The organism is Paenibacillus donghaensis, assembly GCF_002192415.1.
Classification (GTDB): domain Bacteria; phylum Bacillota; class Bacilli; order Paenibacillales; family Paenibacillaceae; genus Paenibacillus_AQ; species Paenibacillus_AQ donghaensis.
This window is the reverse complement of record NZ_CP021780.1, coordinates 6,623,472-6,648,361: the sequence shown is the minus strand read 5'-3', so window position 1 is coordinate 6,648,361 and position 24,890 is coordinate 6,623,472. Positions and strand designations below refer to the sequence as shown.

22 protein-coding genes are annotated in these 24,890 nt (G+C 55.2%); 11 read left to right on the top strand and 11 right to left on the bottom strand.

The window, feature by feature from the left end:
• Nucleotides 1-292: 292 nt before the first annotated feature.
• From B9T62_RS30080 to B9T62_RS30065, 4 genes are all read right to left on the bottom strand, one after another.
• A complete protein-coding gene (locus tag B9T62_RS30080) occupies nt 293-964 on the bottom strand; it encodes a hypothetical protein (RefSeq protein WP_087918620.1) in 672 nt (223 codons plus the stop codon).
• Nucleotides 965-1,119: 155 nt separating this feature from the next.
• Nucleotides 1,120-1,965, bottom strand: coding sequence for a class I SAM-dependent methyltransferase (locus B9T62_RS30075; protein ID WP_087918619.1), 846 nt, complete (start codon nt 1,963-1,965; stop codon nt 1,120-1,122).
• Nucleotides 1,966-2,011: 46 nt separating this feature from the next.
• On the bottom strand, nt 2,012-2,851 hold the full coding sequence (locus B9T62_RS30070; protein ID WP_087920485.1) for a 1,4-dihydroxy-6-naphtoate synthase: 840 nt from the start codon (nt 2,849-2,851) through the stop codon (nt 2,012-2,014).
• A 13-nt stretch (nt 2,852-2,864) separates the two neighbouring features.
• Entirely contained in the window at nt 2,865-3,542 is a 678-nt protein-coding gene (locus B9T62_RS30065) for a futalosine hydrolase (protein ID WP_087918618.1), read from the bottom strand.
• Between the two features lie 282 nt (nt 3,543-3,824).
• Here B9T62_RS30065 and B9T62_RS30060 point away from each other — a divergent pair, with 282 nt between their 5' ends.
• From B9T62_RS30060 to B9T62_RS30045, 4 genes are all read left to right on the top strand, one after another.
• On the top strand, nt 3,825-4,292 hold the full coding sequence (locus B9T62_RS30060) for a MarR family winged helix-turn-helix transcriptional regulator (protein WP_087918617.1): 468 nt from the start codon (nt 3,825-3,827) through the stop codon (nt 4,290-4,292).
• 215 nt (nt 4,293-4,507) lie between these two features.
• Nucleotides 4,508-4,912: a DoxX family protein gene (locus B9T62_RS30055; protein WP_087918616.1), complete on the top strand. Its 405-nt coding sequence runs from the start codon at nt 4,508-4,510 to the stop codon at nt 4,910-4,912.
• A gap of 238 nt (nt 4,913-5,150) precedes the next feature.
• Nucleotides 5,151-6,101, top strand: a complete 951-nt coding sequence (locus tag B9T62_RS30050; protein ID WP_087918615.1) for a ring-cleaving dioxygenase — start codon at nt 5,151-5,153, stop codon at nt 6,099-6,101.
• A complete protein-coding gene (locus tag B9T62_RS30045; RefSeq protein ID WP_087918614.1) occupies nt 6,098-6,700 on the top strand; it encodes an alpha/beta hydrolase in 603 nt (200 codons plus the stop codon). The genes B9T62_RS30050 and B9T62_RS30045 overlap by 4 nt, the downstream gene beginning before the upstream one ends.
• A gap of 880 nt (nt 6,701-7,580) precedes the next feature.
• On the opposite strand, the gene B9T62_RS30040 is transcribed toward B9T62_RS30045, so the two are convergent.
• Complete coding sequence (locus B9T62_RS30040) at nt 7,581-9,329, bottom strand: glycosyltransferase family 39 protein (RefSeq protein ID WP_245864140.1); 1,749 nt, start codon at nt 9,327-9,329, stop codon at nt 7,581-7,583.
• Nucleotides 9,330-9,532: 203 nt separating this feature from the next.
• Between B9T62_RS30040 and B9T62_RS30035 the strand changes: the two genes are divergently transcribed.
• Both B9T62_RS30035 and B9T62_RS30030 read left to right on the top strand, forming a co-directional pair.
• Nucleotides 9,533-10,438 carry a DMT family transporter gene (locus B9T62_RS30035; RefSeq protein ID WP_087918613.1) on the top strand — a complete coding sequence of 302 codons (906 nt, stop codon included), beginning with the start codon at nt 9,533-9,535 and terminating at the stop codon, nt 10,436-10,438.
• Nucleotides 10,439-10,676: 238 nt separating this feature from the next.
• Nucleotides 10,677-11,534 carry a nitroreductase family protein gene (locus B9T62_RS30030; protein WP_087918612.1) on the top strand — a complete coding sequence of 286 codons (858 nt, stop codon included), beginning with the start codon at nt 10,677-10,679 and terminating at the stop codon, nt 11,532-11,534.
• Here B9T62_RS30030 and B9T62_RS30025 read toward each other — a convergent pair.
• Entirely contained in the window at nt 11,531-13,411 is a 1,881-nt protein-coding gene (locus B9T62_RS30025) for an ATP-binding cassette domain-containing protein (protein ID WP_087918611.1), read from the bottom strand. The genes B9T62_RS30030 and B9T62_RS30025 overlap by 4 nt on opposite strands.
• Entirely contained in the window at nt 13,408-14,220 is an 813-nt protein-coding gene (locus tag B9T62_RS30020; protein WP_087918610.1) for an energy-coupling factor ABC transporter ATP-binding protein, read from the bottom strand. Before B9T62_RS30020 ends, B9T62_RS30025 begins: the two co-directional genes overlap by 4 nt.
• Nucleotides 14,221-14,344: 124 nt before the next feature.
• Between B9T62_RS30020 and B9T62_RS30015 the strand changes: the two genes are divergently transcribed.
• Entirely contained in the window at nt 14,345-14,956 is a 612-nt protein-coding gene (locus B9T62_RS30015; protein WP_087918609.1) for a biotin transporter BioY, read from the top strand.
• A 1,216-nt stretch (nt 14,957-16,172) separates the two neighbouring features.
• Here the strand turns inward: B9T62_RS30015 and B9T62_RS30010 are convergent.
• From B9T62_RS30010 to B9T62_RS29995, 4 genes are all read right to left on the bottom strand, one after another.
• Complete coding sequence (locus B9T62_RS30010) at nt 16,173-17,687, bottom strand: alpha-amylase (protein WP_087918608.1); 1,515 nt, start codon at nt 17,685-17,687, stop codon at nt 16,173-16,175.
• 191 nt (nt 17,688-17,878) lie between these two features.
• Nucleotides 17,879-18,724 (bottom strand): DUF72 domain-containing protein, encoded by an 846-nt coding sequence (locus tag B9T62_RS30005; RefSeq protein ID WP_087918607.1) that lies wholly within the window; start codon nt 18,722-18,724, stop codon nt 17,879-17,881.
• 167 nt (nt 18,725-18,891) lie between these two features.
• A complete protein-coding gene (locus tag B9T62_RS30000) occupies nt 18,892-19,065 on the bottom strand; it encodes a CsbD family protein (protein WP_087918606.1) in 174 nt (57 codons plus the stop codon).
• Nucleotides 19,066-19,188: 123 nt separating this feature from the next.
• Nucleotides 19,189-20,775 carry a histidine kinase N-terminal 7TM domain-containing diguanylate cyclase gene (locus B9T62_RS29995; protein ID WP_087918605.1) on the bottom strand — a complete coding sequence of 529 codons (1,587 nt, stop codon included), beginning with the start codon at nt 20,773-20,775 and terminating at the stop codon, nt 19,189-19,191.
• Between the two features lie 431 nt (nt 20,776-21,206).
• Here B9T62_RS29995 and B9T62_RS29990 point away from each other — a divergent pair, with 431 nt between their 5' ends.
• From B9T62_RS29990 to B9T62_RS29975, 4 genes are all read left to right on the top strand, one after another.
• Nucleotides 21,207-21,989: an ABC transporter ATP-binding protein gene (locus B9T62_RS29990; protein ID WP_087918604.1), complete on the top strand. Its 783-nt coding sequence runs from the start codon at nt 21,207-21,209 to the stop codon at nt 21,987-21,989.
• Nucleotide 21,990: 1 nt separating this feature from the next.
• On the top strand, nt 21,991-22,803 hold the full coding sequence (locus tag B9T62_RS29985; RefSeq protein WP_087918603.1) for an ABC transporter permease: 813 nt from the start codon (nt 21,991-21,993) through the stop codon (nt 22,801-22,803).
• Nucleotides 22,803-23,705: an ABC transporter permease gene (locus B9T62_RS29980; RefSeq protein WP_087918602.1), complete on the top strand. Its 903-nt coding sequence runs from the start codon at nt 22,803-22,805 to the stop codon at nt 23,703-23,705. The genes B9T62_RS29985 and B9T62_RS29980 overlap by 1 nt, the downstream gene beginning before the upstream one ends.
• Nucleotides 23,706-23,773: 68 nt before the next feature.
• Nucleotides 23,774-24,877 carry an ABC transporter substrate-binding protein gene (locus B9T62_RS29975; protein ID WP_245864139.1) on the top strand — a complete coding sequence of 368 codons (1,104 nt, stop codon included), beginning with the start codon at nt 23,774-23,776 and terminating at the stop codon, nt 24,875-24,877.
• Nucleotides 24,878-24,890: the final 13 nt, after the last annotated feature.

The window sequence follows — 24,890 nt, the reverse complement described above, 5'->3', positions numbered from 1 at the left end:
CTCATCAAATAAGCCTCTCTTCCGCTATAGGAAGAGAGGCTTATTCTCACATTTCGTTACTGCTTAGGATTCAGCCAGGATTTAGAGTGTTGCCCTGGAACCTTCGGAGTAATTAGATGCGAAACTGCAACTAATTTCAGCCGAAACGCCCATTATCAGGATAATAAGTGCATATCTGCAACTAAATTCGAGTAAAGTAAGCTTATTACGCTCAGAATACCAAATTAGATGCCTTTTCGCACTTATTTGCTCCAAAACGGAAAAAACCTTCGAATTAGATGCGTTTTTGCAACTAATTCAAGAAGTCTACCATTCCATGCATCAGCTCATATTTAACGATACGCTGCCGGTTGCCTTGCTGGGCGGGACGCATCCATCCTTTCTCGCACAGGCTGTGCAGCAAGCTGGCCGACGTCCGGTAGTTCAACCCGAGATGAAGCTTAACGTCAATGGGGCGAAGGGGACGGGCGAGGCTGAGGGCCAGTTTTATAAGCTCTTTCTCCATAAGCAATACGCGGGAAGTGGGAGCCTTGCCAGTCTGATGTCTGCCGAGGGCCAGGCGAAGCAAGGTGATGCAGAGATCAGGCCGCTGCTCGACATCGTCGTAAGCAAAGGAAAGCACCTGATAGCCCATCGCGTACAGAAACGTTTCCCGGTTCAACTCGCTACAGTATTTCTGCCGGTCCATATCACGTACATGTGTGGCGAAGCCTTTGATTTCGAATAGAAGACGTACGTTGCCCGGCAACCAGGCGAAGTCGGCGAAATAGGATCGGCCTCGCCAGTCACTCACCTCATACTCGGGATGCAGATGCTCCAAATGGCCCATCAGCGGCCACCAGACATTGCGCAGAAACAGGGTTTCCGCATGATGATGCCCCCGTTCCAATCTGCCTAACCGCTCCCCGGCTCTGCCGGCAAGATGCTGCTGCATAAAGTTACTGTGTGCTTGTTCAAATTCCATGGCGTTCACCCTTTGCTGGAGAATAGAAAAAACGCCCCGGAACACCTCGCTGGAGGCGTATCCGGGACGTTCTTCGTCTGTAATTGTAAGTATAAGGGAATCTGCAGCGGTTAACTGGTGTTTTATGTGACAATTTTTAGGCGGTGTGGAGCAAATTATTTCTGACCGATCCGCATGCGGTAGCTGACCATAACCTTAAGTGTGCGTCCTTGAAAATATTGCTCCACCGCAGCAGTGAACTCGGCAATGTCGGCGTCCAGCAGGGAGGAACCGTGCTTCAGCACAGCCTGGATGCCGCCCTGACTGAGGGTCAGCCCCACATAACGTTCGGCGTCACAGGCCTCGTTGTTGTGAAATACAATCTCCCTGCTGAAAGAAAACCAGCCGCTGGCTTCGATCCTTGCTAAATGGCCTGCTTTATCCCACTTATGCGCTCTTTCTTCTGCGGGCACTAGCTGTGAGAGAACGTCGTCAGCCTTGGTGATCAGGCGATTGTAACGCAGCTCGATATCCTGCTGCAGCGGCAGCGGCCAATCACAGTCATAGGCGGCAAATACACCGCCGACTCTAAGGCAGCGGGCAATTTCCTGCAGGGTGCTGACCGGCTCCATCCAGTGGAACGACTGCGAGCAGGTGACAATGTCTACACTGTCGGACTCCAGCTGCAACTGGTTGGAGTATCCTTGGACGAAGGATAAATTCTGCGGGGCGGCTTCGTCGCCGTGCTTGTCCAGCTTCTCCAGCGCTTTGCTCAGCATGTCGGGATTAGGCTCGACGCCAATCACGGAATCGGCAGCTGGTGCCCACAGTACAGTGGACAGTCCGGTACCGCAGCCTACGTCAACAACCAGTGAAGGTCGGGAACCCAGATAGGCAGTCAGCAGGTCGATGATTACCGCCGGAGCTTGTGGACGGTAACGGTCATATTCATGCTGAAAGCCAAGGAATCTGTCGATGTTTGATTTGCTGTTGTTCGTGGGGATAGGGGGTTGTCCGCTCATATTCATCCTCCTGAGATTCGGATTGTAAAGCGCTGCCCTTGTCGCCTTAGCGCAGCAGGGCTGGATCTACGGCAGGGACCAGTCCTTCGGCGGCAGCCCGTTCCAGCAGCGCTGAAATGGCGGCATATCCGTCGTCTCCGAGGTCCATCGAGAAGTTGTTCACATATAGATCGATATGAGACTTGGCTACTTCTGGTGAAAGCTCTTGCGCATGGCTAAGCACATACTCTCTGGATTCGGTGGGATGATCCCAGCCATATTGCAGCGAGCTGCGGATCCAGCCGGTAATCGCATCCGTATCCAGCTCGCGGCGGGCGATGATGGCGCCAAGCGGAATCGGCAGTCCGGTGTCCTGCTCCCACCAGCTGCCGAGGTCAGTCAGAAGCTGCAGGCCATAGTCCTTGTAGGTGAAGCGGGCTTCATGAATGACCAGTCCCGCATCTATCCTGCCATCTCTGACGGCAGGCATGATCTCGTCAAAAGGCATCACGACGATCTCGCCGATGCCGCCCGGCACGTGCCGGGCCGCCCATAAGCGGAACAGCAGGTAGGCTGTGGAGCGTTCGCTGGGCACGGCAATCCTGCGTCCGGCAAGTCCGCCCGGACGTTTAACGGTGTTTGGTCCGCCTGCGGTCAGCAGCAGCGGTCCGCAGCCCCGGCCCAGCGCACCGCCGCAGGGCAGCAGCCGGTAGCGTTCGAGCACCCAGGGGAGGGCGGCGTAGGAGATTTTGAGTACCTCGGGTCCGGCCCCGTCCGAGGCCAGCGTGTTCGTAATGTCGATATCAGCATAGGTCACATTAAGCTTGGGAGCCTCCGGCACAAGCCCGTGAGCCCAGGCATGGAAGACAAAGGTATCGTTGGGACAGGGAGAAAAGGCAATGTTCAGTTCAGTTGTCATGCTATAGCACCTCCAGTAATATTGCGGACGCTGCGCTCAGCGCCTCCAGCGCTTCGCCGATCTTCCAGGCGTCGCGGTCGCGGGGACCGACCGCGTTCGAGATCGCGCGCAGCTCCAGCACGGGGAGCCTGCGCGCTTCAGCGGCCACGGCGACCCCGTGGCCTTCCATCGCCTCCGCCACCGCGCCCGGGTGGCGGGCGGCGAGCCGCGCGGCCGTCCCTGCGGTGCCGGTCGCGGTGGACACTGTAAGCACGCTGCCCGTGCTTACGGCAAGGCCGGCCGCTGCCAGCGCGGCCGCAAGGGCCTCCACCGTGCCGCGGTGCGCCGGCACGGACACGCTGCCGAAGCCGAGCTCGGCAGCGCTGCGGAAGCCCTCCGGCGTCTCCGCCCCGAGGTCGGCGGCAATCATCTCGCTGGCCAGCACCAGCGAGCCTACCGGGGCCGCCCCCGGGAACCCGCCGCCGATCCCGGCGCTGATGACGCAGCCGTAGGAACCGGCTGCCAGAGCGGCGGCTGTGCCAGCCGCCGCCGCTGCGGTGCCCGCACCCGCAGCCACCACATCGAACCTGCTGCTGCCCCGCAGGCCGTGCAGGACCGCGTCCCGTTCCGCCGCGACCGCGGTCACGATCAGGATACGGGACGCCGGAGGTTGTCCCTCCATGGCTTGAGTTGAAGTCATGTTGCCCTGCCTTCTTTCTATAATAAGGTATACTCTGGAATCCAGGAGTTTCTTCCAATGTCTCACGGGCAAGCAGCTTTCGCCTGCCCATCGGCGGTTCCCCCAAAGGATACGCCGTTTTGCAGGACAGGTCAATTCCACCGCCTCCAGCCGCTCCGACAGAAAGGATGAACAGAAGTGTTGACAACGGAAGTGGGAGGTAGTATATTTATCTTAACTTAAAGATAATTAACTTAAAGACATTTAAGTGAAATCATAAAAACAACGAAGAAGGTGATCCTAATGGGTGATTCCGAACCTGCAGTTAACAGCATCAGCGGTCAAGACAAGGAGCAGGCGGCTTCGCTGAAGTTGTTCGTGGTTCTCTCCAAGGCTTACCGGAGCCTGATGGACCTGGCGGTGAAGGATATGAGGAGCCATGGCCTGGCCTCGGCGGAGTTCATGATTCTGGAGGTGCTCTACCAGCGGAACCGTATTCCCTTGCAGCAGATCGGGGACAAGATTCTCGTCACCAGCGGAAGTATTACCTATAATATCGACAAGCTGGAGAAGAGAGGCCTTCTGAAGCGTGTACCCTGCAGTGATGACCGGCGCGTTACCTATGCAGAGATTACAGAGGCGGGCCGCGAGCTGTTTGACGAGATTTTTCCGCAGCATATGTCCACCATTCACAATATGATGGGCGGGCTTAACCCGGAGGAGAAGGATCAGGCTATCCTGCTGCTGAAAAAGCTGGGCAAAGGCGTATAGATTGCAGGCTTTAATTGACTGATGCCGCCTTTTGCTGAGGATGGAGAAATCGTTTTTTCTTGAAATATAAGAATGTATATGTTTCACACGATACTTATCCTTCTATTTCTCGCTGAAACGATACCGTCCTTATAAAAGGACGGCAAAGCCGTTTCCACTTGCCTGATATCTTAACGTTAAGATAATTAAAACAAAGAGAATGGAGCGTGTTCACAATGGTTAGTGTAGGACTATTAATGATTCGGTTGGTTATCGGGGTTGCTTTTATCGGGCATGGAGCACAGAAGCTGTTCGGCTGGTTCGGCGGCTACGGTCCCAAAGGCACAGGCAGCTATATGGAATCGATCGGGATGAAACCCGGGGTGGCGATGGCGGTGCTGGCCGGTCTACTGGAGTTCGGCGGAGGTCTGCTGTTCGCTGCAGGGCTGTTCACTCCTCTGGCTGGCGGATTAATTGCTGCTGCGATGCTGGGAGCGATCGTCAAGGTTCATGGCAAAAACGGCTTCTGGGCCACCGCCAACGGCTACGAATTCCCTTTAACCCTGCTGGTAGTTGCCGTTGCTGTCGCCCTGACGGGTGCAGGCAGCCTGTCACTGGATGCATTATTCTTTAAAATATAAGAATTTATATGTTTCACGCCTTAAATTATCCTTCTATTTCCCGCAGAAACGGATGCCTGAAAGCGATACGTAGTATCGCTGCTTCGGAAGCATACGCTCTTGCTGAGGGCAGCGAAGCCCTTTCAACTTAACTAATACGACGGATTACGGATTGTTTACGGACTAAATTGCTAATTGATTACTATAGGTAGCCACTGCTATTCACAAATTTTCCTATCCAAGAAAGGGGTCTTTTCAAATGACACTTCAAACTTCAGGTATTCACCACATTACAGCTTTTGTAGGTGATGTTCAGCGCAATGTGGATTTCTATGCGGGCATTCTGGGCCTGCGGCTGGTCAAAAAAACGATCAACTTCGACGCACCCGAGGTCTACCATCTGTATTTCGGCAATGAAGGCGGCGCACCGGGTACCATTATTACCTTCTTCCCGTGGTCCACGGGCCGCAAGGGCCGGATTGGCGGCGGACAGGTGGGAGTGACCACTTACGCGGTTCCTGCCGGATCGCTGGCCTTCTGGGAGCAGCGGCTTGCCGCTTACCAGATTCCGGTGACCAAGGTCACCCGGATCTCGGAGTCTTACTTGTCCTTCGCCGATTACGACGGGCTGAGAATTGAGCTGGTAGAGCGGGAAGAGGGTGCACTCAGCACGTGGTCCTTCGGGGGAGTACCATTCGAGCATGCCATCAAAGGCTTCGGCGGAGCCGTACTCTACAGCACCGATCCGGCGCATACTGCTGACACACTGAGCCGCACATTAGGTATGGAAAAGATTGCCGAAGGCGACGGCTATATCCGTTACAGAACATCTGCAGACATCGGCAATATCATTGATCTGAAGGCTACCCCGGTTCCGATGGGTGCCGGAGGCACGGGCACAGTCCACCACATTGCCTGGCGTGCAGTGGATGATGAACAGCAGCTCGATTGGGGCCGCCATGTGCAGAGTCACGGCTACCAGCCTACGCCAGTGCAGGACCGCCAATATTTCAACGCGATCTACTTCCGTGAAGAAGGCGGAATCCTGTTCGAGATTGCGACTGATCCTCCGGGCTTTGCCCGTGACGAAGCCCCGGATGCTCTGGGACAAAAGCTGATGCTTCCAACCTGGTTCGAGCCGCACCGTGCGGTGATCGAAGGGAATCTGACTCCGTTTGAAATCCGTGAAATCGAGGTGAAGCAGTCATGATCCATGTCTTCCGCAAAGGAACAGATGATACGAAACCGACGCTGATTCTGCTTCACGGCACCGGCGGCAATGAGCAGGACTTGCTGCCGCTGGCTGATCTGCTGTCGCCAGGCTCGTCGGTGCTGGGCATTCGCGGCAATGTGCTGGAGAACGGAATGCCCCGGTTCTTCCGGCGGTTGGCTGAGGGCGTATTCGATGAGGAAGATCTGGTGTTCCGTACGCAGGAGCTGAAGGCTTTTCTGGAGGAAGCGGCGGTGAAATACGGCTTCGACGCTGCTAATCTGGCGGCAGTCGGATATTCCAATGGAGCTAATATAGCGGGCAGCCTGCTGTTTCATTATCAGGATATCTTCCGCAGCGCCGTGCTGCTGCATCCGATGGTTCCCCTGCGCGGCATCAAGCTGCCGGACCTGGCAAGCACAGCCGTATTCATCGGAGCAGGCACGAATGATCCGATTGCAGCCGCAGCCGAAACAGAGGAGCTGGAGGGCCTGCTGCAAGCGGCAGGAGCCAGCGTTACCACCTATTGGAGCAACCAGGGCCACCGTCTGAGCAGTGGCGAAGCCGAAGCGGCCGGAGATTGGCTGCAGCAGCGGTAGTGTATGGTTGCAGGAACAGCACTTAATTGCCCGCCGCAGCCTCATTTGGCGAAATGAAGTGCAGAATCACATTTATTTGACGGCGGTACCGTGGCAGATCCAGCAATAGTTTGGAAACTAGCAAATTCCAAGCACACCAGGCTAACAAAAAAGGACCGGGAAACACACTTCGATGGAAGTGTGCCCCCGGTCCTTTTTGAACAAATATGAGGTTACTGCTGGAGCCTCCGTAGGATAAGCGCATCAAAGCTTAGCTTCTTAATCGCCACCTAGAGTTCAATCCACCGAATTAGTTACGAGAATAGTTACTACTTAGGACTCTGCGACGATGTACCCGAACAACTCTCCACTTGAATTTTAGGTAACCTACTCCCTTGCGTCCCCCCAGAGCCGCTATTTCCTCGTTTCTGCGATATTTTTAATTCTTGCGGACTGTATAGCCGCTATATCATCAGAACATGCTTTACACAGAGGAGTTTCGCCGGAATAAGAGCTGCTGAGTCCGTTAATCCTGTTTAACAGCCTTTTTACAGCAAATAGGGGCTCCTGAGTCCGCAACAGTCTGAAAGGTAAGCGCTAGTTACTGGCGACGGCATTCATTGGGTATGCTTAGCCTACTTGTCTCGCGGTATTGTATAGAGGTTCGGACGAGTAACACTGAAAAAAGCGGGACCTGTGTAGTAACCACATAAAAATCTATAAGTTGCACTTTATCTAGCTATAGAACGTGAACTTAAGAATGTTATATTCGGAGTTGTCCGATCGTCCTATGCACCAGGCTTTCTGACAATCCACCGTTTCATTCTTAAATTCATCTTATAGATGTCTCGCAAGTGGATGCCGTCCATTCAGGCATGGCTGAGCCGCTTAATCTTATCATTTACTGTAAAAGTGTCGGCGATTGTCCTGTCAGGGACACCGGCACAGAGTCCGGCAGCATAATGTCATCTGCGGCAGGAGGAGCCACAGTGCTTGCCGCCTGCGGGCGGCGGGACAGCTCCCACATCAGCTTGCCCAGCAGCAGGCACATGGCCAGGTTGAGCAGCGAAGCTGTAAACATTGTGAATCCGTAGGTACTGCCCCGACTGAGATAACCGTAATAGACGGCATAGGTATTCAGGAACACGGTCGCACTGAAGCCGAAGCCCAGCCACAGCAGACGTCTATCCCGCCAGCAGGCATAGGCGAGAAGGGAGAGGGCTGCCGCCGGGAACAGGTATCTCTCATGTATGCTGGAGGAGAAGGTGAACACTCCGGCGATCTGCATCAACGCTCCAAGTATGACGAATCTGGCATCCCTGCTGCGTAGGTACATCCAGCCGGTATAGAGTGTAACCAGAACAATAAAAATCATGCCCCAGGTATGGTAGCTGAACAAAGCCAATGTGGAGGAGGATTCGGTATAGTTGGCTCCGATCAGCGCAAACAAATTATAGGCGTTGACTGAGGCATAGGGATATTCGTTCACAGTGCCGGTGTACAGCTGGTACAGCCAGAGCGGACCCTGGCCGGAGGAGAAGGGCAGCACAACGATCAGCAAGGTGAGGATACCGCCTGCCGCAGCCCGTAGCCACGATTTCAGCGATCCCGTAAACAGCAGTGCGAAGAACAGAACGGGCACGTAGATCATCCCCTGCGGTTTCATCAGGACGGACAGCGTGAGAAGGACAGTGGCCCATCCGAATTTGCGATTGACCAGCAGCCAGATTGCCGCAGCTACAATCAGGGTGAAGAAGGAGTCCACCTGACCCCAGAAGGTGGAGTTGATCAGCACAGCCGGATTGAACATATAGAAGGCTGCGATCAGCAGACCGGTTTCTACCGTAAAATAACGCCGTGCCGCTGTATAGAGCAGATAAGCGGTGGCTGCATCGGCCAGAATCGAAGGAAGCTTGATCAGCGGCAGCAAATAGGGGGCCGCCAGGGGCAGCTCGACGATTCTGCCGGTAAGGTAGAGCACATAGATGTACAAGGGCGGATAGTCGCTGGAGCTGTTCAGATAGAAGCTGCCGAGGCTCTCCGCGGCTTGCGTAGCCCAGGTCTTGAAGAAGTTGATATCAGTCACATATCCGTCGATCCAGGGGGCGGCCGCAATCTTCAGGCAGAGCCCTGCCGCCAGCAGCAGGCCAAGGATCACCCCCGGTCGGCTCTCCTGAAGGCGCAGCTTCCCGCGCCGCATGCAATAGAAGGCTGCGGCGAATAAGCCTGCGAACAGCGCCGCATACCAGCCGAGCAGCGTGCCGTATTGCCCGCTGACGGCAAAGCCGAACCCACCTCCGCCGCCGGGGCGGGTAAACCCGGAGCCGGGCGTGCCCCGCCCGGCGTCACCCTGGGCGGCGTCCTCCCCGCCGCCCGTTCCGCTTCCTGCCTCCGGCGCTGCACCGGAGGCATCTGAACCGGGTGCTGCCGATCCCCCGGCAGCACCCTCCTCCCCGGCTGCGCCAGGCGTGCCGGGGACGGTCCTGTTGCCCGGGCTGAATCCCCCGGGCCTTCCACCTCCCCCCGCGCCGAAGGATGCGGAGGAGACGTCCGGATCAACATGGGCCAATGAATAGAGGCTTAATCCAAGGGAGAACAGCAGAACCAGGCTGAGGATGATTTTGAGCTTGTGATGATGGATGAACGACAATGAATTCCGCTCCTCTCGTACCGTACCGAATTGCCGCCGGCATGCGGGGCTGGAGCCTATTATGAACAGTCCAGCTGAAAATACCCTGAAGAGGGGGTGTGGGTGCTGCGGTATGTTACTATAAGAATACTTGTGCCGGGGAGGGCAGCAGTTTATGGCTCTCCTGTCCGGCAATCTACTAATTTAAAAGAGGAGAGTGTAAAGTGAGCCGCAAGGATTTGTCTATTCTGATATCGCTGGCCCTGGCCTGGGGCGCTTCTTTTCTGTTCATGCGGATCGCCTCTCCTGAGTTCGGGCCGGTCTTTACTACGGAGCTGCGGGTGACGCTTGCTGCTGCCGCCCTGCTCCTGTATGCTCTACTGACCCGGCGCAAGCTGGGGATTCTGAAGCACTGGAAGTCCTTTCTGATCCTGGGGGCATTGAACGCTGCACTGCCGTTTACGCTGATCTGCATGGCCGAGCTGCACCTAAATGCCTCGCTGGCGGCCATTCTGAATGCGACCACCCCGATGTTCACGGCATTGGCAGCCTGGGGCACCCTGGGGGAGAAGCCCGGCTGGTCCCGAATCATCGGTCTGATCATCGGCATGACCGGTGTGGCGGTGCTGGTCGGCTGGAGTCCGGTTCCGCTGGAGGGCCGGGTGCTGCTGTCTGTGATCTTTTCGCTGGGAGCTGCCTTGGCTTATGGCTTCGGGGGCTTGTATGCCTCACGCATGGGCCGGGGACTTGAACCGTTAAGCCTGGCCATCGGCCAGCAGTTGGGAGCCAGTGTGGTGCTGCTGCCGCTTGCGGTGATATTTGTTCCCCGGGAGATGCCTTCCTCGGCTGCTATTTTGTCGGTCATTGGGCTGGCGCTGCTGTGCACCTCGGTTGCCTATCTGCTGTATTTCCGGCTGATCCGCAGTGTGGGGGCGGTCAAGACAGTAAGTGTAACTTTTCTGGTACCGGTATTCGGAATTCTGTGGGGAGTGTTGCTGCTGGACGAGCCGGTGTATGTCAATACGGTGGTTGGGTTGGTCATCATCCTGCTCAGTGTAACGCTGGTGAATCGGCCAAACCGCCCCAAAGGCGGCAGTCTCACCGAGACCCAGAAACAGGCCGGGCGTTAGCCTCACTTCCGCTTTCTGAATGTATACAGTAACTATTTCAAATGTTAAGATTAGGATGTGGAAATAATTACATAAAATCAATGAAGCGGCAGATCGATTCTGTGGTGCTGTCAGCGAGCGGTGCAGCGGACTGCCATAATGATTTGGTGCGAGGACGGCTCCTGCTTGATGCGGGGGCTGTTTTTGTAAAATAGGGGAATGAACAGGTTGAGCCGGATCGATGAGGAGGGGAATAAGGATGGCAATCTCGGTAATTGAAATGATGGAGAAGCGCAAATCCGTACGGACGTATGAACCACTGCCTATCAGTGAAGAGGTGCGGAATTCGGTTAAGGCATACCTGGGGGACGAGGAGAATCTGCGTGGTCCGCTGGGCGGGAGAGCCCATATCGAATGGGTTCCGGCTAAAGGGTCGGACAGCGGCAAAGGGATTAAGCTGGGGACGTACGGTGTGATCCAGAATCCCCAGGCGTACCTGGTGGGCAGAATTCGCAACGACAACCAGGGGCTGATGGAGTTTGGTTATATTTTTCAAAAACTGATCCTGCACGCAACCGCCCTGGGTCTGGGCACTTGCTGGATCGGAGGCACCTTCAGCCGCAATTCCTTCGCCCGCGAGATCGAGCTTGCGCAAGATGAGATTATCCCCTGCATCACTCCGGTAGGTTATGCGCGCCAGAAACAGCGGCTGCTGGATTCGACGATGCGTTATGTGGTCAAGGCCGATCACCGCAAACCGTGGCAGGAGCTATTCTTCGATGCCGCATATGGAACGCCGCTGCTTCCTGAGCATGCAGGCTCCCTGGCAGCGCCACTGGAGATGGTTAGGCTTGGCCCGTCGGCTTCCAACAAGCAGCCCTGGAGGCTGGTGATCTCTCCGGACCGGCGGCAGATTCACTTCTATTTAGTGCCCAATCCGAATTATGGAGGCAACAAAATCGGATTCGAGATGCAGCGGATTGATATCGGCATTGCGGTCTGCAACTTTGATCTGGCCTGCCGCGAGCTGGGCATCGCAGGTGTCTGGAGCGTAAATGATCCGCAGCTCGGGCAGAATCCGCTGGCAGAATATATTGTGAGCATGAAGCTCAGCTAGCCAGCCAGCGATAACCAGCGCAGCAGGGCGGCAGCGAGCAGGATGGATACGGCTGCCACAGTATCTGTCCGCCTCCAGACCAGAATATAGGAGGGGGTGCGTTTCTTGCGCGGATCATATCCGCGTGATTCGATGGCGGAAGACAGCTCATCCCCCATGCTAATGACAAGGATCAACAGCGGCACCAGCAGCAGGAAGACCTGCCGGGGCGTCCAGCGCTTCAGCCTGCTGCCTTGTCTGCCGCGGGAGTTCAGGGCGAGCTGCAGCTGTGACAGCTTGCCGAGAATCCAGGGCACGAACTGCAAGGTGATGGAGACAGCCAAGGAAACGTTACGTACGGCAAGCCCCAGCTTGCCCAGTGGAGCGATCGCCCATTCCAGGCCTTCGCGCAGCGGAGAGCCGGTTGTAGTCTCGGTGAACAGGAAGCCGAGACCGATCAGCAGCAGAAACCGCGAGATGCTGATGCCTCCCTGAAGGAAACCCGACGTGGAGAAGCCCAGCGGGCCTATACTGAAGTCGGGCGACCGCCAGGACAGCGAAGAGAGGATCCAGAGGAACAGGAACATGATCACAAAAGGGCGGAAGAACCAGACCATCCGCCGCCAGGAAATGTCTGCGGAACTCAGCAGACCGGCCAGCAGCGCTGCGGCACCCAGCAGCGGAAGCAAGCTGTGCATCCCCAGAATCACCAGCGAGAAGAGGACCATCCCGAGCCATTTGACCCGGGGGTCGAGCCGTTGCCACCGTGCTGTGCCGGTGGTTTTTGGTGCTGGCTTGGCGTGGATGGTTGCGGGTGCCGGTACATCTGCCGGTGCGGGTACAGATGCCGGTGCGGATGCTGAAGCTGATGCAGATGCAGTTGTCGAAGCAGTCACCGATGCAGATGCCGGTACAGATGCTGAAGCAGGTATAGATGCCGCTGATGGTGCGGATGCCAAAGCAGGAGCAGATGCAGTTGCCGAAGCAGTCACCGATGCAGATGCCGGTGTCGGTACCGAAGCAGGAGCAGAGGCAAGGCTGTCCGCAGCGGACGATGAACGGACCGCTGCAGGGGGCGTCCCGGCAGCAGCCGTGCGCGGAATTGGCTGCTCGCGCAGTGCGGCGAGCAGCTCCGCCGTGCTGCCGGGTTGGCCGGCCAGCAGCCCGCGCTGCCGCAGGGTGTTGCCGATCCGCGCATAGGCGGGCAGCTCCAGCCCGGCTGTGCCCAGCAGCGCAGGGTCAGCGGTGAGCGGACCTGCGGGGCCACTGTAGTAGACGGAGCCCTGCGACATCACAACCACCTGATCGGCCAGCGGGAAGAAGCTCTCCAGATCATGGGTGCCGACTACGACAGTTAGTCCGTTCTGCTTCAGCCCGGCAATCATCTCCAGTAGCGATTGGGCGGCCTGGGGATCGAGGCCGGCTGTTGGCTCGTCCAGGATCAACAGCTGCGGATTCGCGGCAATAGCTCCGGCGATGCAGAGCCGTCGTTTCTCGCCTCCGCTTAGCAGAAAGGGCGAACGTTCGCTGAACTCCTCATAGGCAAGCCCCACTTTGCCCAAAGCGTTTCGGATCAGCTCCGGGCGGCTCGCCTTCGGCACCTTGCGCTGCTCCAGACCATATTCAATATCTTTATAGACGGTGCCTGCAAACAGCTGGGTTTCGGGCTGCTGGAACACAATTGAAACCACACCTGGGTCTCTTGGCCCGTCTCCATAGGTTACACTTCCCGCAGCGGGCGGCACCAGTCCGGAGATCACGCGCAGCAGCGTGGATTTGCCGCTGCCGGTAACTCCGCAGAGTACAGTCAGTCCGCCCTCGGGAAGATCCAGGCAGATTGTGTCCAGAGCGGTCCTGCCGTCATACCGGAAAGTTACATCTTGAATCCGAATACTCATAACAGCGCCTCCAGATCTGCTTCCGTCAGGGGCAACTGCTGCTCAGGCCAGCCCTGTTCCAGCAGAAGCTGTCCGATCTGAACGGCGGTGGAAGTCTGCCAGCCCAAGGCCTGCGGCAAGTCGGAGCTATAGAACAGCTTGCGCGGCTCGCCATCGAACACCAGCCGGCCAGCTGTCATCACGGCAACACGCGGGCTCTGCGCCAATTCCTCCATCCGCTGTGTCACCCAGAGCACCGTGGTGCCCTGCTTCCACAGTTCATGGGCCAGCGCAGCGATCTCCCGCCGACCGGCCGGGTCCAGCATGGAGGTGGCCTCGTCAAAAATCAGCATCTCCGCCTCCAAAGCCAAACAGCTGGCGATAGCCAGCCGCTGCCGTTCACCGCCGGAGAGCGTGGACACAGACTCGTCCGCCTTATGCTCCAAGCCTACCTGCCGCAGCACCTGCCTGATGCGCTTTCCCATCTCTGCTTGCGGGTAGCCGCGGTTCTCCAGGCCGAAGGCCACATCCTCGAACGGAGTAGAGCCGACAGTCTGCGCCTCCGGGTTCTGGAACACCAGCTGGATCTGCTGTTTGACCGCCATGCGGTTCTTCGGCTCGCGCAGATCAAGACCTGCGGCAATCAGACTGCCGGAGGCCGGTAGGTTCAGCCCGTTAAACGTGCGGATTAGCGATGATTTACCGCAGCCGTTCGAGCCGGTGAGAGCGACCCACTCCCCCCGTCCAATATGTATTGTAACTCCTTGCAGAACCGGCAGCTTCCGCTGGCCATCCCTGAAGAAGAGTGTCAGATCTTTTGCCTCAATCATACTCGTGCCTGCTTTCCACCACAGCTGTAATCAATAATTCTAACGATTATAACAAAAATTTAAAGATTGCTGTATCCGGTAATGGATGATATATTGTTCCTAAAAAAATGGGGGTAAACCTGTAATGAATAAATGGACGACCCGCGGCCTGATCTTCAGCGCCTTATTTGCCGGAGTGATGATCGCCATGAGTTATCTGAAATTCACGTTGCCTTTCTCCGCGGTGCCGATTACCCTGCAGACTCTGGCTGTGATGCTGGCAGGCTCCATTCTCGGAGCGCGTTATGGCACGCTGGCGATACTGATCGTAATTGGACTGGCCGCAGCCGGATTTCCAGTCATGGGCGGACAGGGAGGGTTGGCTGTGCTTGTGGGACCAACCGCCGGATATATTTTTTCGATGCCTTTTGCAGCCCTGTTTATCGGCTGGTGTGCGCAGCGGATGAAGCAGAATAAATATACGTTCTTTAAGCTCGCCGGCGTTAATCTCATCTTCGGTGTGCTGCTCGTTTATCCTGGAGGCGTGAGCTGGCTGGCGCATTCCGTTCCGGGCATCGACACGGTATCCAAGGCTCTGACCGCCGGCATGTGGCCGTTCCTGCCGGGTGATATCGTCAAATCGCTGCTGGGCGCTTCCGTTGCCGCAGCCGTGTGGAGAGTATATCCTATCGAGCGTATCTTAAACAGTGACACCGGTGGATGGGGCAGTCAGGAAGAGACTCCGGCCAGCCGCTGATGCCGCGGCCTAACCGCCACGGACACCACTAAACCCAGCCGCCAACCGATAGGGCTAACAACTGACGTGATCTCTAAACTAATAATTTCCAAACCATTGCATACTGCATCTCATCATCCGCAGCCAATCGCAACAAGTAACCGATAATCCCGACTCCGCAATGAATGTTTTTTCGAAGGAGAATTTAGTTGCAAAAGTGGTTACTGCTTAGGTCTACTGAGGATGTGAATGCTGCACTAGATCCTTTCAAAGAAATTAGATGCGAAAACGCACTTAATTTCAACGCAAACGGCTGTTAGAGGGTAAATAAGTGCGAATATGCAACTAATTACGAGTAAATTGCTTGTTCAGCGCTCAGAATCGGAAATTAAGTGCATTATGGCACTTATTTGCTTCAAAACGGGGAAAATCGGTGAATTAGGTGCAGATTCGCAACTAATTCCGTGATTGGACTGATGTGGCGATCAAAATTTGATGCTCCTTTCCTATGGGGTCCTAAGTAGTAACCAAAAGTGCATCTAAATGGTGGGAATTTTGCGTTTTGGAAGAAATAAGTGTGAAAAGGCATCTATTTCGGAGTTTTGAGCGTGAGAGGCCTGATTTATCCGAAATTAGTTGCAGTTTGGGTTACTACTTAGGACCCTGCGAGACTCCAAGCCCTTGTAACTAGGTAACCTGCATTCTAGCGGACCGTATAGCCCCTATTTCCTCCTATCAGCGATATTTTGAAGTCTTACGGACCGTATAGCCCCTAAGTCGTCAAAACAGGCTCAAAAGCGAGGGTTTTCTGTGATATAGAGGCTCCTGGGTCCGTTAATCCTGCAAAACGGCCTATGTACAGCAAATAGAGGCTCCTGAGTCCGCAACCGTCTGAAATCGAAGTGAGGGTTACGAGCGAAGAGGGCTAGCGGGCCTAAGTAGTAACCAGTTTCGCATCTATTTGCTCCGAACCGGAACGCTCCAGGGCAATCTTCTTAATCCCCACTGGGAATTAAGTTGGATGATGTAGTTAGCGAAAGTACAACGATTCTTGTCACTTTAGGCTTGTACGCAAGCGTGCGAGGTAGATGAGTTGCAGGATCAACACTCCCATCCATACTTACAGAAAGGAGCTGTCCCAGCCATAACCATGGCCTGTGGGACAGCTCCTTTCTGTTTACCGCCAGCGGCTAGGAGCAGCATGAATATACTCCTTCCAGCAACACTCAGCAATGGCCTAAGCCTGCTTCGGTATCTCCGGCTCCTTCGCAGGCACCGGTGCTTCCTCTTGGACGGGGTCTGCAAGTCCCCAGACAGATACGCTGCCGCCGTTTACGGGGAACACGGCCCAGCCGTCTTCGCCGATTACAACGGTCTCCTCGCCGCGGTTATGGGTGAAGTCGATCCATGTCTCTCCAGCCCGTTGCTTACCTGCGAACATCCGCTTCTCGCCGTTGTCTCCGTTGGAGATGACCACCGCGCAGCCCGAGCGCTCGATCTCTTCCACGCCGCGCCGGACCCAGCCAATGGTGTTGGGATGGTCGAAATAATCCTCCTGCTCTCCGTACGCCTTATTTACGCGGGCATAGAGCAGGGGATCAATCGCCGATTGTTTGCCTTCCACTGGAGATGGTCCGCCAATGCCGTAATAATCTCCGTAAAAAACAACCGGATATCCATCGCGGCGCAGCAGGGTGAGTGCATAGGCGCTTTGCTTGAACCAATCCTCTACCCAGGATTCCAGGGCTTCATGAGGCTGTGAATCGTGATTGTCCACGAACGTTACGGCATGGGTTGGATGAGTCTGAACGAGCGTGTCGTTGAAGATCTGGGTCAGATTGAAGCTTTTGCCCGCCATCGAAGCGGCATGCAGCTTGTAATGAAGGGCAACATCGAACAGATCGATCTGGAAATCAACTGTGTTCAGGAATTCCCGGCATGTCTCCAGATCCGATTTCCAGAACTCGCCGACAATGTAGAAGTCCTCGCCGCGTTTGCGAGTCATCTCCGCCGCAAATTCCTTAATGAATTCATGATTGATATGTTTGATCGCATCCAGCCGGTACCCGCTGCACTGCAGTGTATCCACCAGCCATTTGCCCCATTCCAGCATTTCCTGCTTGACCTCAGGGTGGCGGTAATCAATATTGGCGAACATCAGATAATCATAGTTGCCGAATTCGTCATCCACATTCTCATTCCAGCTTTTATTCTCTCCCACCAGACGGAAGACGCCGCTATGGTCTGATTTGGCATCGAAGTCCGTACCGTTGAAGTGGTTGTGATTCCATTTGAAGGAGGAATATTGATCTCCGCGCCCAGGAAAAGTGAATTTCGTCCAGCCTTCGATTTCAAAAGGCGCCGAGATTTCCTTGGTACGGTTATTGGGATCGACCTCGATCACCTGGAACACCTCTTTTTCATCCGCACCCGCTTTATGGTTCATAACCAGGTCTACATATACGGCAATGCCGTTCTTCTGGCATTCGGCGATCGCTTCCACCAGTTCTTCCTTGTTGCCGTATTTGGTTCCGATGCCGCCCTTCTGGTCGAACTCGCCCAGATCGTATAGGTCATATACCCCATAGCCGTTATCCTGCGGGGAGACCGCTTTGGTTACCGGGGGGACCCAGACCGAGTCAATGCCCATAGCCTTAAGCTCGGACGCTTTTTCTGCAAGGCGTTTCCAGTGGTTGCCGTCTGCAGCTACATGCCATTCAAAAAACTGCATCATCGTATGATTTCTCTTCATCCTTGTAGCCTCCTTCGTGACTTAGGGCATATAGCGATAGATCTCCGGCAAAGCTGCTGTATAAGGAAAATGAAGAGCTTGATATGTAATTCACAAATCGGTTCAAGTTTCCTAATCTTTTAATAACCTTCGGGATACTCCGGCTAATCATCATTTAAAAAAGTTATGTCTGCCATTATGCCCAACTTGCGCTAGGAGAATAAGTCCAGCTGGCGCGGGGCCAGTCCTCCGTCCAGTCCGAGCAGCTCCTGCAGCTCTTTGGCGTTGTCTGTAGCGTCGCCGCCTGAGTTGTTATTAAACACCACATATAGCTCGCGGGTGGACTTGCTTAACGCAAGCAGCCGGTCGCGCCACTCGGTCAACTCCTCGGTGCTGTAGCGGTACAGGTACCGCAGCTTGCGCCAGTCCGGATGGCTGCTCTGGTTCCAGCCCCCGGCATTCCGGCCGTGCAGCCGGACATAGGTCTTCTCCGCAGAGGTGGCGACGGCTACGATCGGAATAGAGCCTGTCCCTGCCTGAGGCTCATCGACGACCGTATGAATCCAGCCTTCACGCTCCAGGAATTGCAGGGTCCGCTCGCGCATCTCCGGACTGTACCAGCTGTTATTGCGGAACTCCAGAGCGCAAGGAACATCCAGCATTAGCGCCTTGGCGGTGCGGAGCAGCTCCACGTTTTCTTTGGTGCAGTCGAACCAGGACGGAAATTGAAAAAGGGTCATAGCCAGCCTGTCGGCTTCTCTTACAGGCTGAATGGAAGCGTGAAAAGCGTTGAACATTTCTGCTGTGGTGTCGAAGTAATTTTTCTTGCCGCGCAGATGTCCGGTCATCCCCTGATAGGCTTTTACAATAAATTGGAAGCCGTCCGGGGTCTGGCTGACCCATTTGGCATAATTGCGTACAGGCTGAACGGCGTAGAAAGAGCTGTCAATCTCGACGATGGAGAAATGGGCGCTGTAGGCGGGCAGGCGGTCTCCGGCAGGCAGCTTGCCATATAGCTCTTCATGGTCGCCGAATCCGGTTAATCCGATTGTGATCATAGGCTCCTCCCTTGGATGGGCAGATTTGGCCTGTTCAGGGGCCGTGTCTGGCAGTCAATTAGAATTAGCTGCGCATCACGCAGCAAAAACTCCCAAACTGTATAACGGTTTGGGAGTTGCTTATTGGTGCAGGACGGGTGCCGCCAGTTGGCTGCATAAGCTAAAGCTTAATCCTTCAACTCACCGATTTTCTGCTGAACTTCGCCCTTTAGCTTATCCTTCTTGCCTTCTGCCTGGAGCGATTTATTGTTAGTGGCATTTCCAATCTGATCTTTAACTTCACCTTTGGCTTTGTTCACGCCGCCTTTGATTTTATCGCTGAGTCCGTTTGTATCTGCCATTATCTTTCAGCTCCTCTAAGTAGAATTGGGTTGGTTCATGTTCGTATTATTACTTTACCCTCTGCGTTACAATTTAAACAAACTGGCAGCGCGCAGTGAGGTGAACCTGCCATAACCCTAGGTCTAGATAGAGCTGAAATGAGTGATTGATGATCCTCTGGAGAGATGGACAGTGTTGCGTCCGTTGCGCTTGGAGGTATACAGCGCATGGTCGGCCTCAGAGAGCAGGTCCTCCAGGGAAATCTCCGGGCCGCCCGATTCCGCCACACCGAAGCTGGCAGTTATCGTGACAGGCCCGTGCAGAGTCTGGATGCTGCTCTGTTCAATGTCCCGGCGGATGAAATCAGACAGTCTTCCGGCTTCCTCAAGGGTGGTATCCGGCAGGCACATCACAAATTCCTCTCCGCCATACCTCCCGAACAAGTCATTCTCCCGCAGATGTCTGCTGCACACATTGACTATATGCTGCAGCGCCGAATCGCCATATTTGTGCCCGTGCCGATCGTTAATGCTTTTGAAGAAATCAATATCAATCAAGATGATGGACAAGGGCGAAGCTCCCGCAACTGCCGAGGCAAGCACTTCCCTGCTAACCTCCATGAAATGGGTGCGGTTATAGATTCCGGTCAGGCTGTCATAGGTGGCCAGCTGGCGCAGCTTCTCCTGAAGCAGAGTCCGCTCCGTTATATCAATCAGCATAATCATCCTGCCCGCCGAATGGCCGCCCGGCTTCACCACAGGGGAAGATCTGACCTGATAATAATAGGTTTCATTGTCCTTAAGCCAAGCCAGCTCCCGTTCCTCGCTATGCTGGGGATCGGCATTCATCACGTAAGAGACGGCTTCCTTGCCTGCACTCAGGAATAGCTGGGCCAGCGGCTTGCCAATGGCAGAGGAATCAAGCCCCTGCATCATCTCTGCAGCGGCGCGGTTATAGTCCACCAGCATATCGGACCGGTCCATGACCAGTACGCCGTCCCGCATGCTCTCGAACAGGTTCTCACGGGCAATCGGGGCTGCTGTCAGCATGCCTCTGGAGAGAATGGCCCAGATATACAGGGTGGAGGTTAGGCTCATAATGAGCGGAACCAGATCCATCCCGTAAGGCGTAAGTCCCATCAGATAGAGGAAAGAGCTAAGGGCCGGCAAAGCCAAACCGATGATAATGGTTACCATCTGCCTGCGGTATACCCGCTTGAACCGGTTCCATTGCCAGAGAATCAGCATGATTGCAGCCAGCAAGCAGCCGAAGGTGAAGCTGCCGTGCACGATATAGAAGGGGCCCATGATGATGTCGACCACAGGAGAAGGGGCATCCGGGCGGAGATAGATAGAGTGATAGAACCAGTGATGATAGTCATTGGTCCAGCTTATTAACGTCGTGAGAACGGGAATGGTGTAGAGTCTGATGATGTTTTTTCGGGTAACCAGCCGCTCCAGACCGACGAAATGCAGCACCATAATAAGACTGGACGGCGCTATGAAAGGCATCCCTAAATATTCGGCCTTAATCCAGAAGCTGATTTCCGCAAGTGTGCTCCCCGACAACTCGAGTGCAAATCCAAAGGTATAAATTGCGGAGGCCCAGGAACTGATGATGAAGGCTTTGGTTCCGGCAAAATCGGTTTTCATATAGTAGGCAAAGAGTCCCAGAATCGCGCTCAATACACCGGAGATGGACACAATGACAATATAATTCGAAATCTCCATAGGCTAAGGCCTCCGTGCACAAGATAGATATGAAAATTGAACTTAGATAGTTAAATAGTACCATACATCCCGGTAGATAACATTTGTCAATTAGCGCAGTGAAATTCATAGGTCTCACGCTATAAATGCATCCTTCTATTTCTCACAGAAACGGATGCCTGAAAGCGATACGTAGTATCGCTGCTTCGGAAGCATACGCTTTTCAGAGGACGGCAAAAGCCGTTTCTTCTTGCGGTCTCTGGACAAAACGACGGAATTTTATGTGAGCTGTGTTACTAATTGTCTAGTGTGGGGAGCGAGTGTAACGTGTAATATGTTAGTTAATCGAACACGATGGATGAAATTCAACTATTTTTTTTGAAATTATGTCATTTTAGTTGACGTAAGTTAAATAATTCGGAATTGTTATAAGAAAGAAGGGGGAAGCGGATATGTCATTAGCGGCAGCACAAATTCCGGAAATTCAGCTCGACAATGTGGAAATGCGCTATCAGACGGAGACTGCGGATGTGCTTGCGCTGCATCAGGTGAGTCTGAATATTGCCAAAGGTGAGTTTGTTTCCCTGCTTGGACCTTCGGGCTGCGGCAAAACGACTCTGTTAAGACTGATGGCGGATCTGATCACGCCAACCGGCGGCAATATTACCGTAGCGGGCAAAAGCGCCAGGGAAGCACGGCTGGCCCAGAAATACGGAATCGTCTTTCAGAGTCCGGTGCTCTACGACTGGCGGAAGGTCAAACATAATATCGCCCTCCCGCTGGAGCTGCTGGGTGTCAAGAAATCCGTCCGCGAGGAGAAGGCAATGGAGCTGTTGGAATTGGTAGGCCTGCAGGGCTTCGCCGACAAATTCCCCTGGCAGCTGAGCGGAGGGATGCAGCAGCGGGTGGCCATCGCCAGAGCCTTGTCGATGGAGCCGGAAATCCTGCTGATGGATGAACCATTCTCTGCGCTGGATGAGTTCACCCGTGAACGCCTGAATGAAGAGCTTCTCTCCGTCTGGAACAAGGTGCAGAATACGATTGTCTTCGTTACACACAGCATTCCTGAGTCCATCTTCCTGTCGGACCGGGTGTTTGTGCTCTCTCCGCATCCCGGCCGCCTCTCGGCCATCGTGGAGATTCCCTTGCCCCGTCCGCGTACAGCAGAGATGCGCAACAGCCCGCAGTTCTTCGAGCTGATCGCCCGCATCCGCGACAGCTTCGAAGGGGTGTAGGATGAAGGCGGAAAATGTGTTTGCCCGCAGCCGGCTGCTCCCGCTGTTTGTATGGATCTTCGGCCTGCTGCTGGTCTGGGAAGGGGCGTCCTGGCTGCTGCTGCATGTGCTGGAGACGCCGCTGGCCCAATCCAAGCTGCCCTATGTCCATGAGGTTGTGGCAACCCTCTGGAAGTATGGAGGCACGCTGATCAAGGAAGGGGCGGCAACCTTCGGCAATGCCGGAGTGGGTTTTCTGATCGGAGCTGTATCAGGAGTGGCGCTTGCGGTGTTGATGAGCCTCTCGCGCATCATAGAGCGGCTGGCCTTCCCCTATGCGATAGCCTCGCAGATGATTCCCATTCTGGGGCTGGCCCCGATCATTTACGGCATTGTACGCGATGAACAGATTTCACGGATTATTATCGCCGGATACATCACCTTTTTCCCTGTATCGCTTAATATGCTGCGCGGTCTGCGCAGTGTCGAACCCTCTGCGCTGGAATTAATGCATTCTTATGCCGCCAAGCCTTGGGCCGTCTACTGGAAGCTTCGTTTCCCGGCAGCTCTGCCCGGCCTGTTCAGCGGGCTTAAGATTGCCGCTCCGCTGGCGGTGACGGGCGCCATTCTGGTGGAGCTGATGGGAGCGCAGCACGGGATTGGAGTCATTATGCTGCGCAATCTCTACTATGGTCCATCCCATACCTATATGTTCTGGTCCACGGTGATTGTCGGCGCGCTGCTTGGCATCGCCAGCTATGGGCTGATGAGTCTGGCGGAGCGGCTGGCAGCGCCCTGGCAGCCGGAATTTCGCCCGAAAGGAGGCAGCCGCTAATGCCAAGCAACTCTGCAGCCGAACTGGCCTCGGCTAGTCAAGACGGAAGTGCCGCCCCGGCAGCGGGCGATAGACAGACTCCCGGGGTCAAGCGGAAACCTCTGGCCGCTCCGGGCCGGCAGGACCGGCGGGTTCCGAAGCTGTCCGGCAGCGGGTTGTTACTGCCGCTGCTGGCAGGCGTCCTGTTTCTCGCCCTCTGGGAGCTGCAGGTATTCCACAAGCTGTTTGATCTGAAGAAATACCAGCTGCCGCTGCCATCGGCTATCGCGGAGGCAATGCGGGACAATTTCAGCCTGCTGCTCTCCTACACCGGCTACACCTTGACGGAAGCTGTGCTGGGTATGCTGGCCGGGTCGGCCTGCGGCTTCCTGGTCGCCCTCTGCGCCACAGCCTGGCCCCGCTGGGGTGGTGGCAGTTTGACGTTGGTTGCTGCGCTTAACGCAGTGCCGATTGTGGCGCTGGCCCCGATTATGAATCTATGGTTCGGCGACGGGATTGGCTCGCGGGTGGCGATTGTCACGGCGACGACCATGGCGGCGATGGCAATCAATGCCTATAAGGGTATGGCCGCTGTTGACCCGCTGGCGCTGGATCTGATGCACTCCTACGCAGCAAGCAAACGGGCGGTGTTCCGCTATCTGCGGATCCAGAACAGCCTGCCTTATGTTTTTACCGCGCTGAAGATTAACGCTACCGCCAGTATGATCGGGGCGATTGTCGGGGAATTCTTCTTCTCTTCACGCGGGCTGGGTTACCTGCTCTCCAATTCGATCAAAGTGGCCAAGATGCCGCTGGGCTGGTCCTGCATCGTGCTGGCTGCCATTGCCGGTGTAATCTTCTACCTGGCGGTTGAACGCCTAGAGAAGCTGTTCATCAAGTGGCACCCGTCTGAGCGGGCCTAAGTGCCGTTACTTCAATGTAGGGTAGCTGTCTGCAAGGAACACTTATACCAGAGTAGGGGGAGTTCTTTATGATGAACAAGCAAACAAACCGGTTTCGTAGCCTGCTGCTAATGGCTGTAATGATGATGGTGATCTCCTTGATTGCAGGCTGCGGAGGCAACAATGGAAATTCGGCGGCAGAGGCAACGGCTGCCCCTGATGCCGCGGCTTCTCCGGCTGCAGCGGCAACAACTGAACCTGCAGCAGAAGCGGTTAAGGTCAGGCTGCAGCTCAAATGGGTGCCGCAGGCGCAATTTGCCGGTTATTTCGTGGCCCAGGATAAGGGCTATTACAAGGAAGAAGGGCTGGAAGTGGAGATTCTGCCCGGCGGCCCGGATATTGTGCCGGAGCAGCAGGTGGCAGGCGGTTCAGCCGAGATTGGCGTGGATTGGGTGGCGAGCCTGCTGACCAGCCAGGAGCAGGAAATGCCGCTGGTGCAGATTGCCCAGATCTACCAGAAGAGCGGGCTGGTGCTCGTCTCCAAGAAAGAATCCGGCATCAGTGCCCCGGCCGACCTGAAAGGCAAAAAAGTCGGCAACTGGATGGGTGGCAACGAGTTCGAAATTCTGGCGCTGTTTGATAAATACAAGCTGGATTCCAACAAGGATCTGAATTTCACCAAGCAGGGCTTCACGATGGACCAATTCCTCGGCGGCGATATTGATGTGGCATCGGCAATGACCTACAACGAATATCAGGTGGTGCTGGAGTCTGGCATCCAGGCTGAAGATTTGAATGTTATTGACATGAATGCCGAGGGTGTAGCTATGCTGGAGGATAATCTGTTCGCCAACAAGGAATGGCTGGCAGACAACAAGGAGACGGCTGCGAAGTTCGTGCGCGCTTCCCTGAAGGGCTGGAAGGATGCGATTGCCGATCCGTCGGCTGCGGTGGACAGTGTGATGAAGCTGGCTGAAGACGGCAGCACGACGGCAGAGCATCAGCTGAAGATGATGGAAGAGGTCTCCAAGCTGATTCTTCCGGAAGGCTTCGACAGTGCCAAGATGGGATATACCGATGCCGCGGCTTTCCAGCAGACAGCGGATATCGCCCTGCAGTTTGGCGTAATAAAGGAAGCCTCCAAGGTAGACGAAGCGTACACGAATGAAATTGTCGAGATGGCGGCGCAATAAGACAACCAAAGAG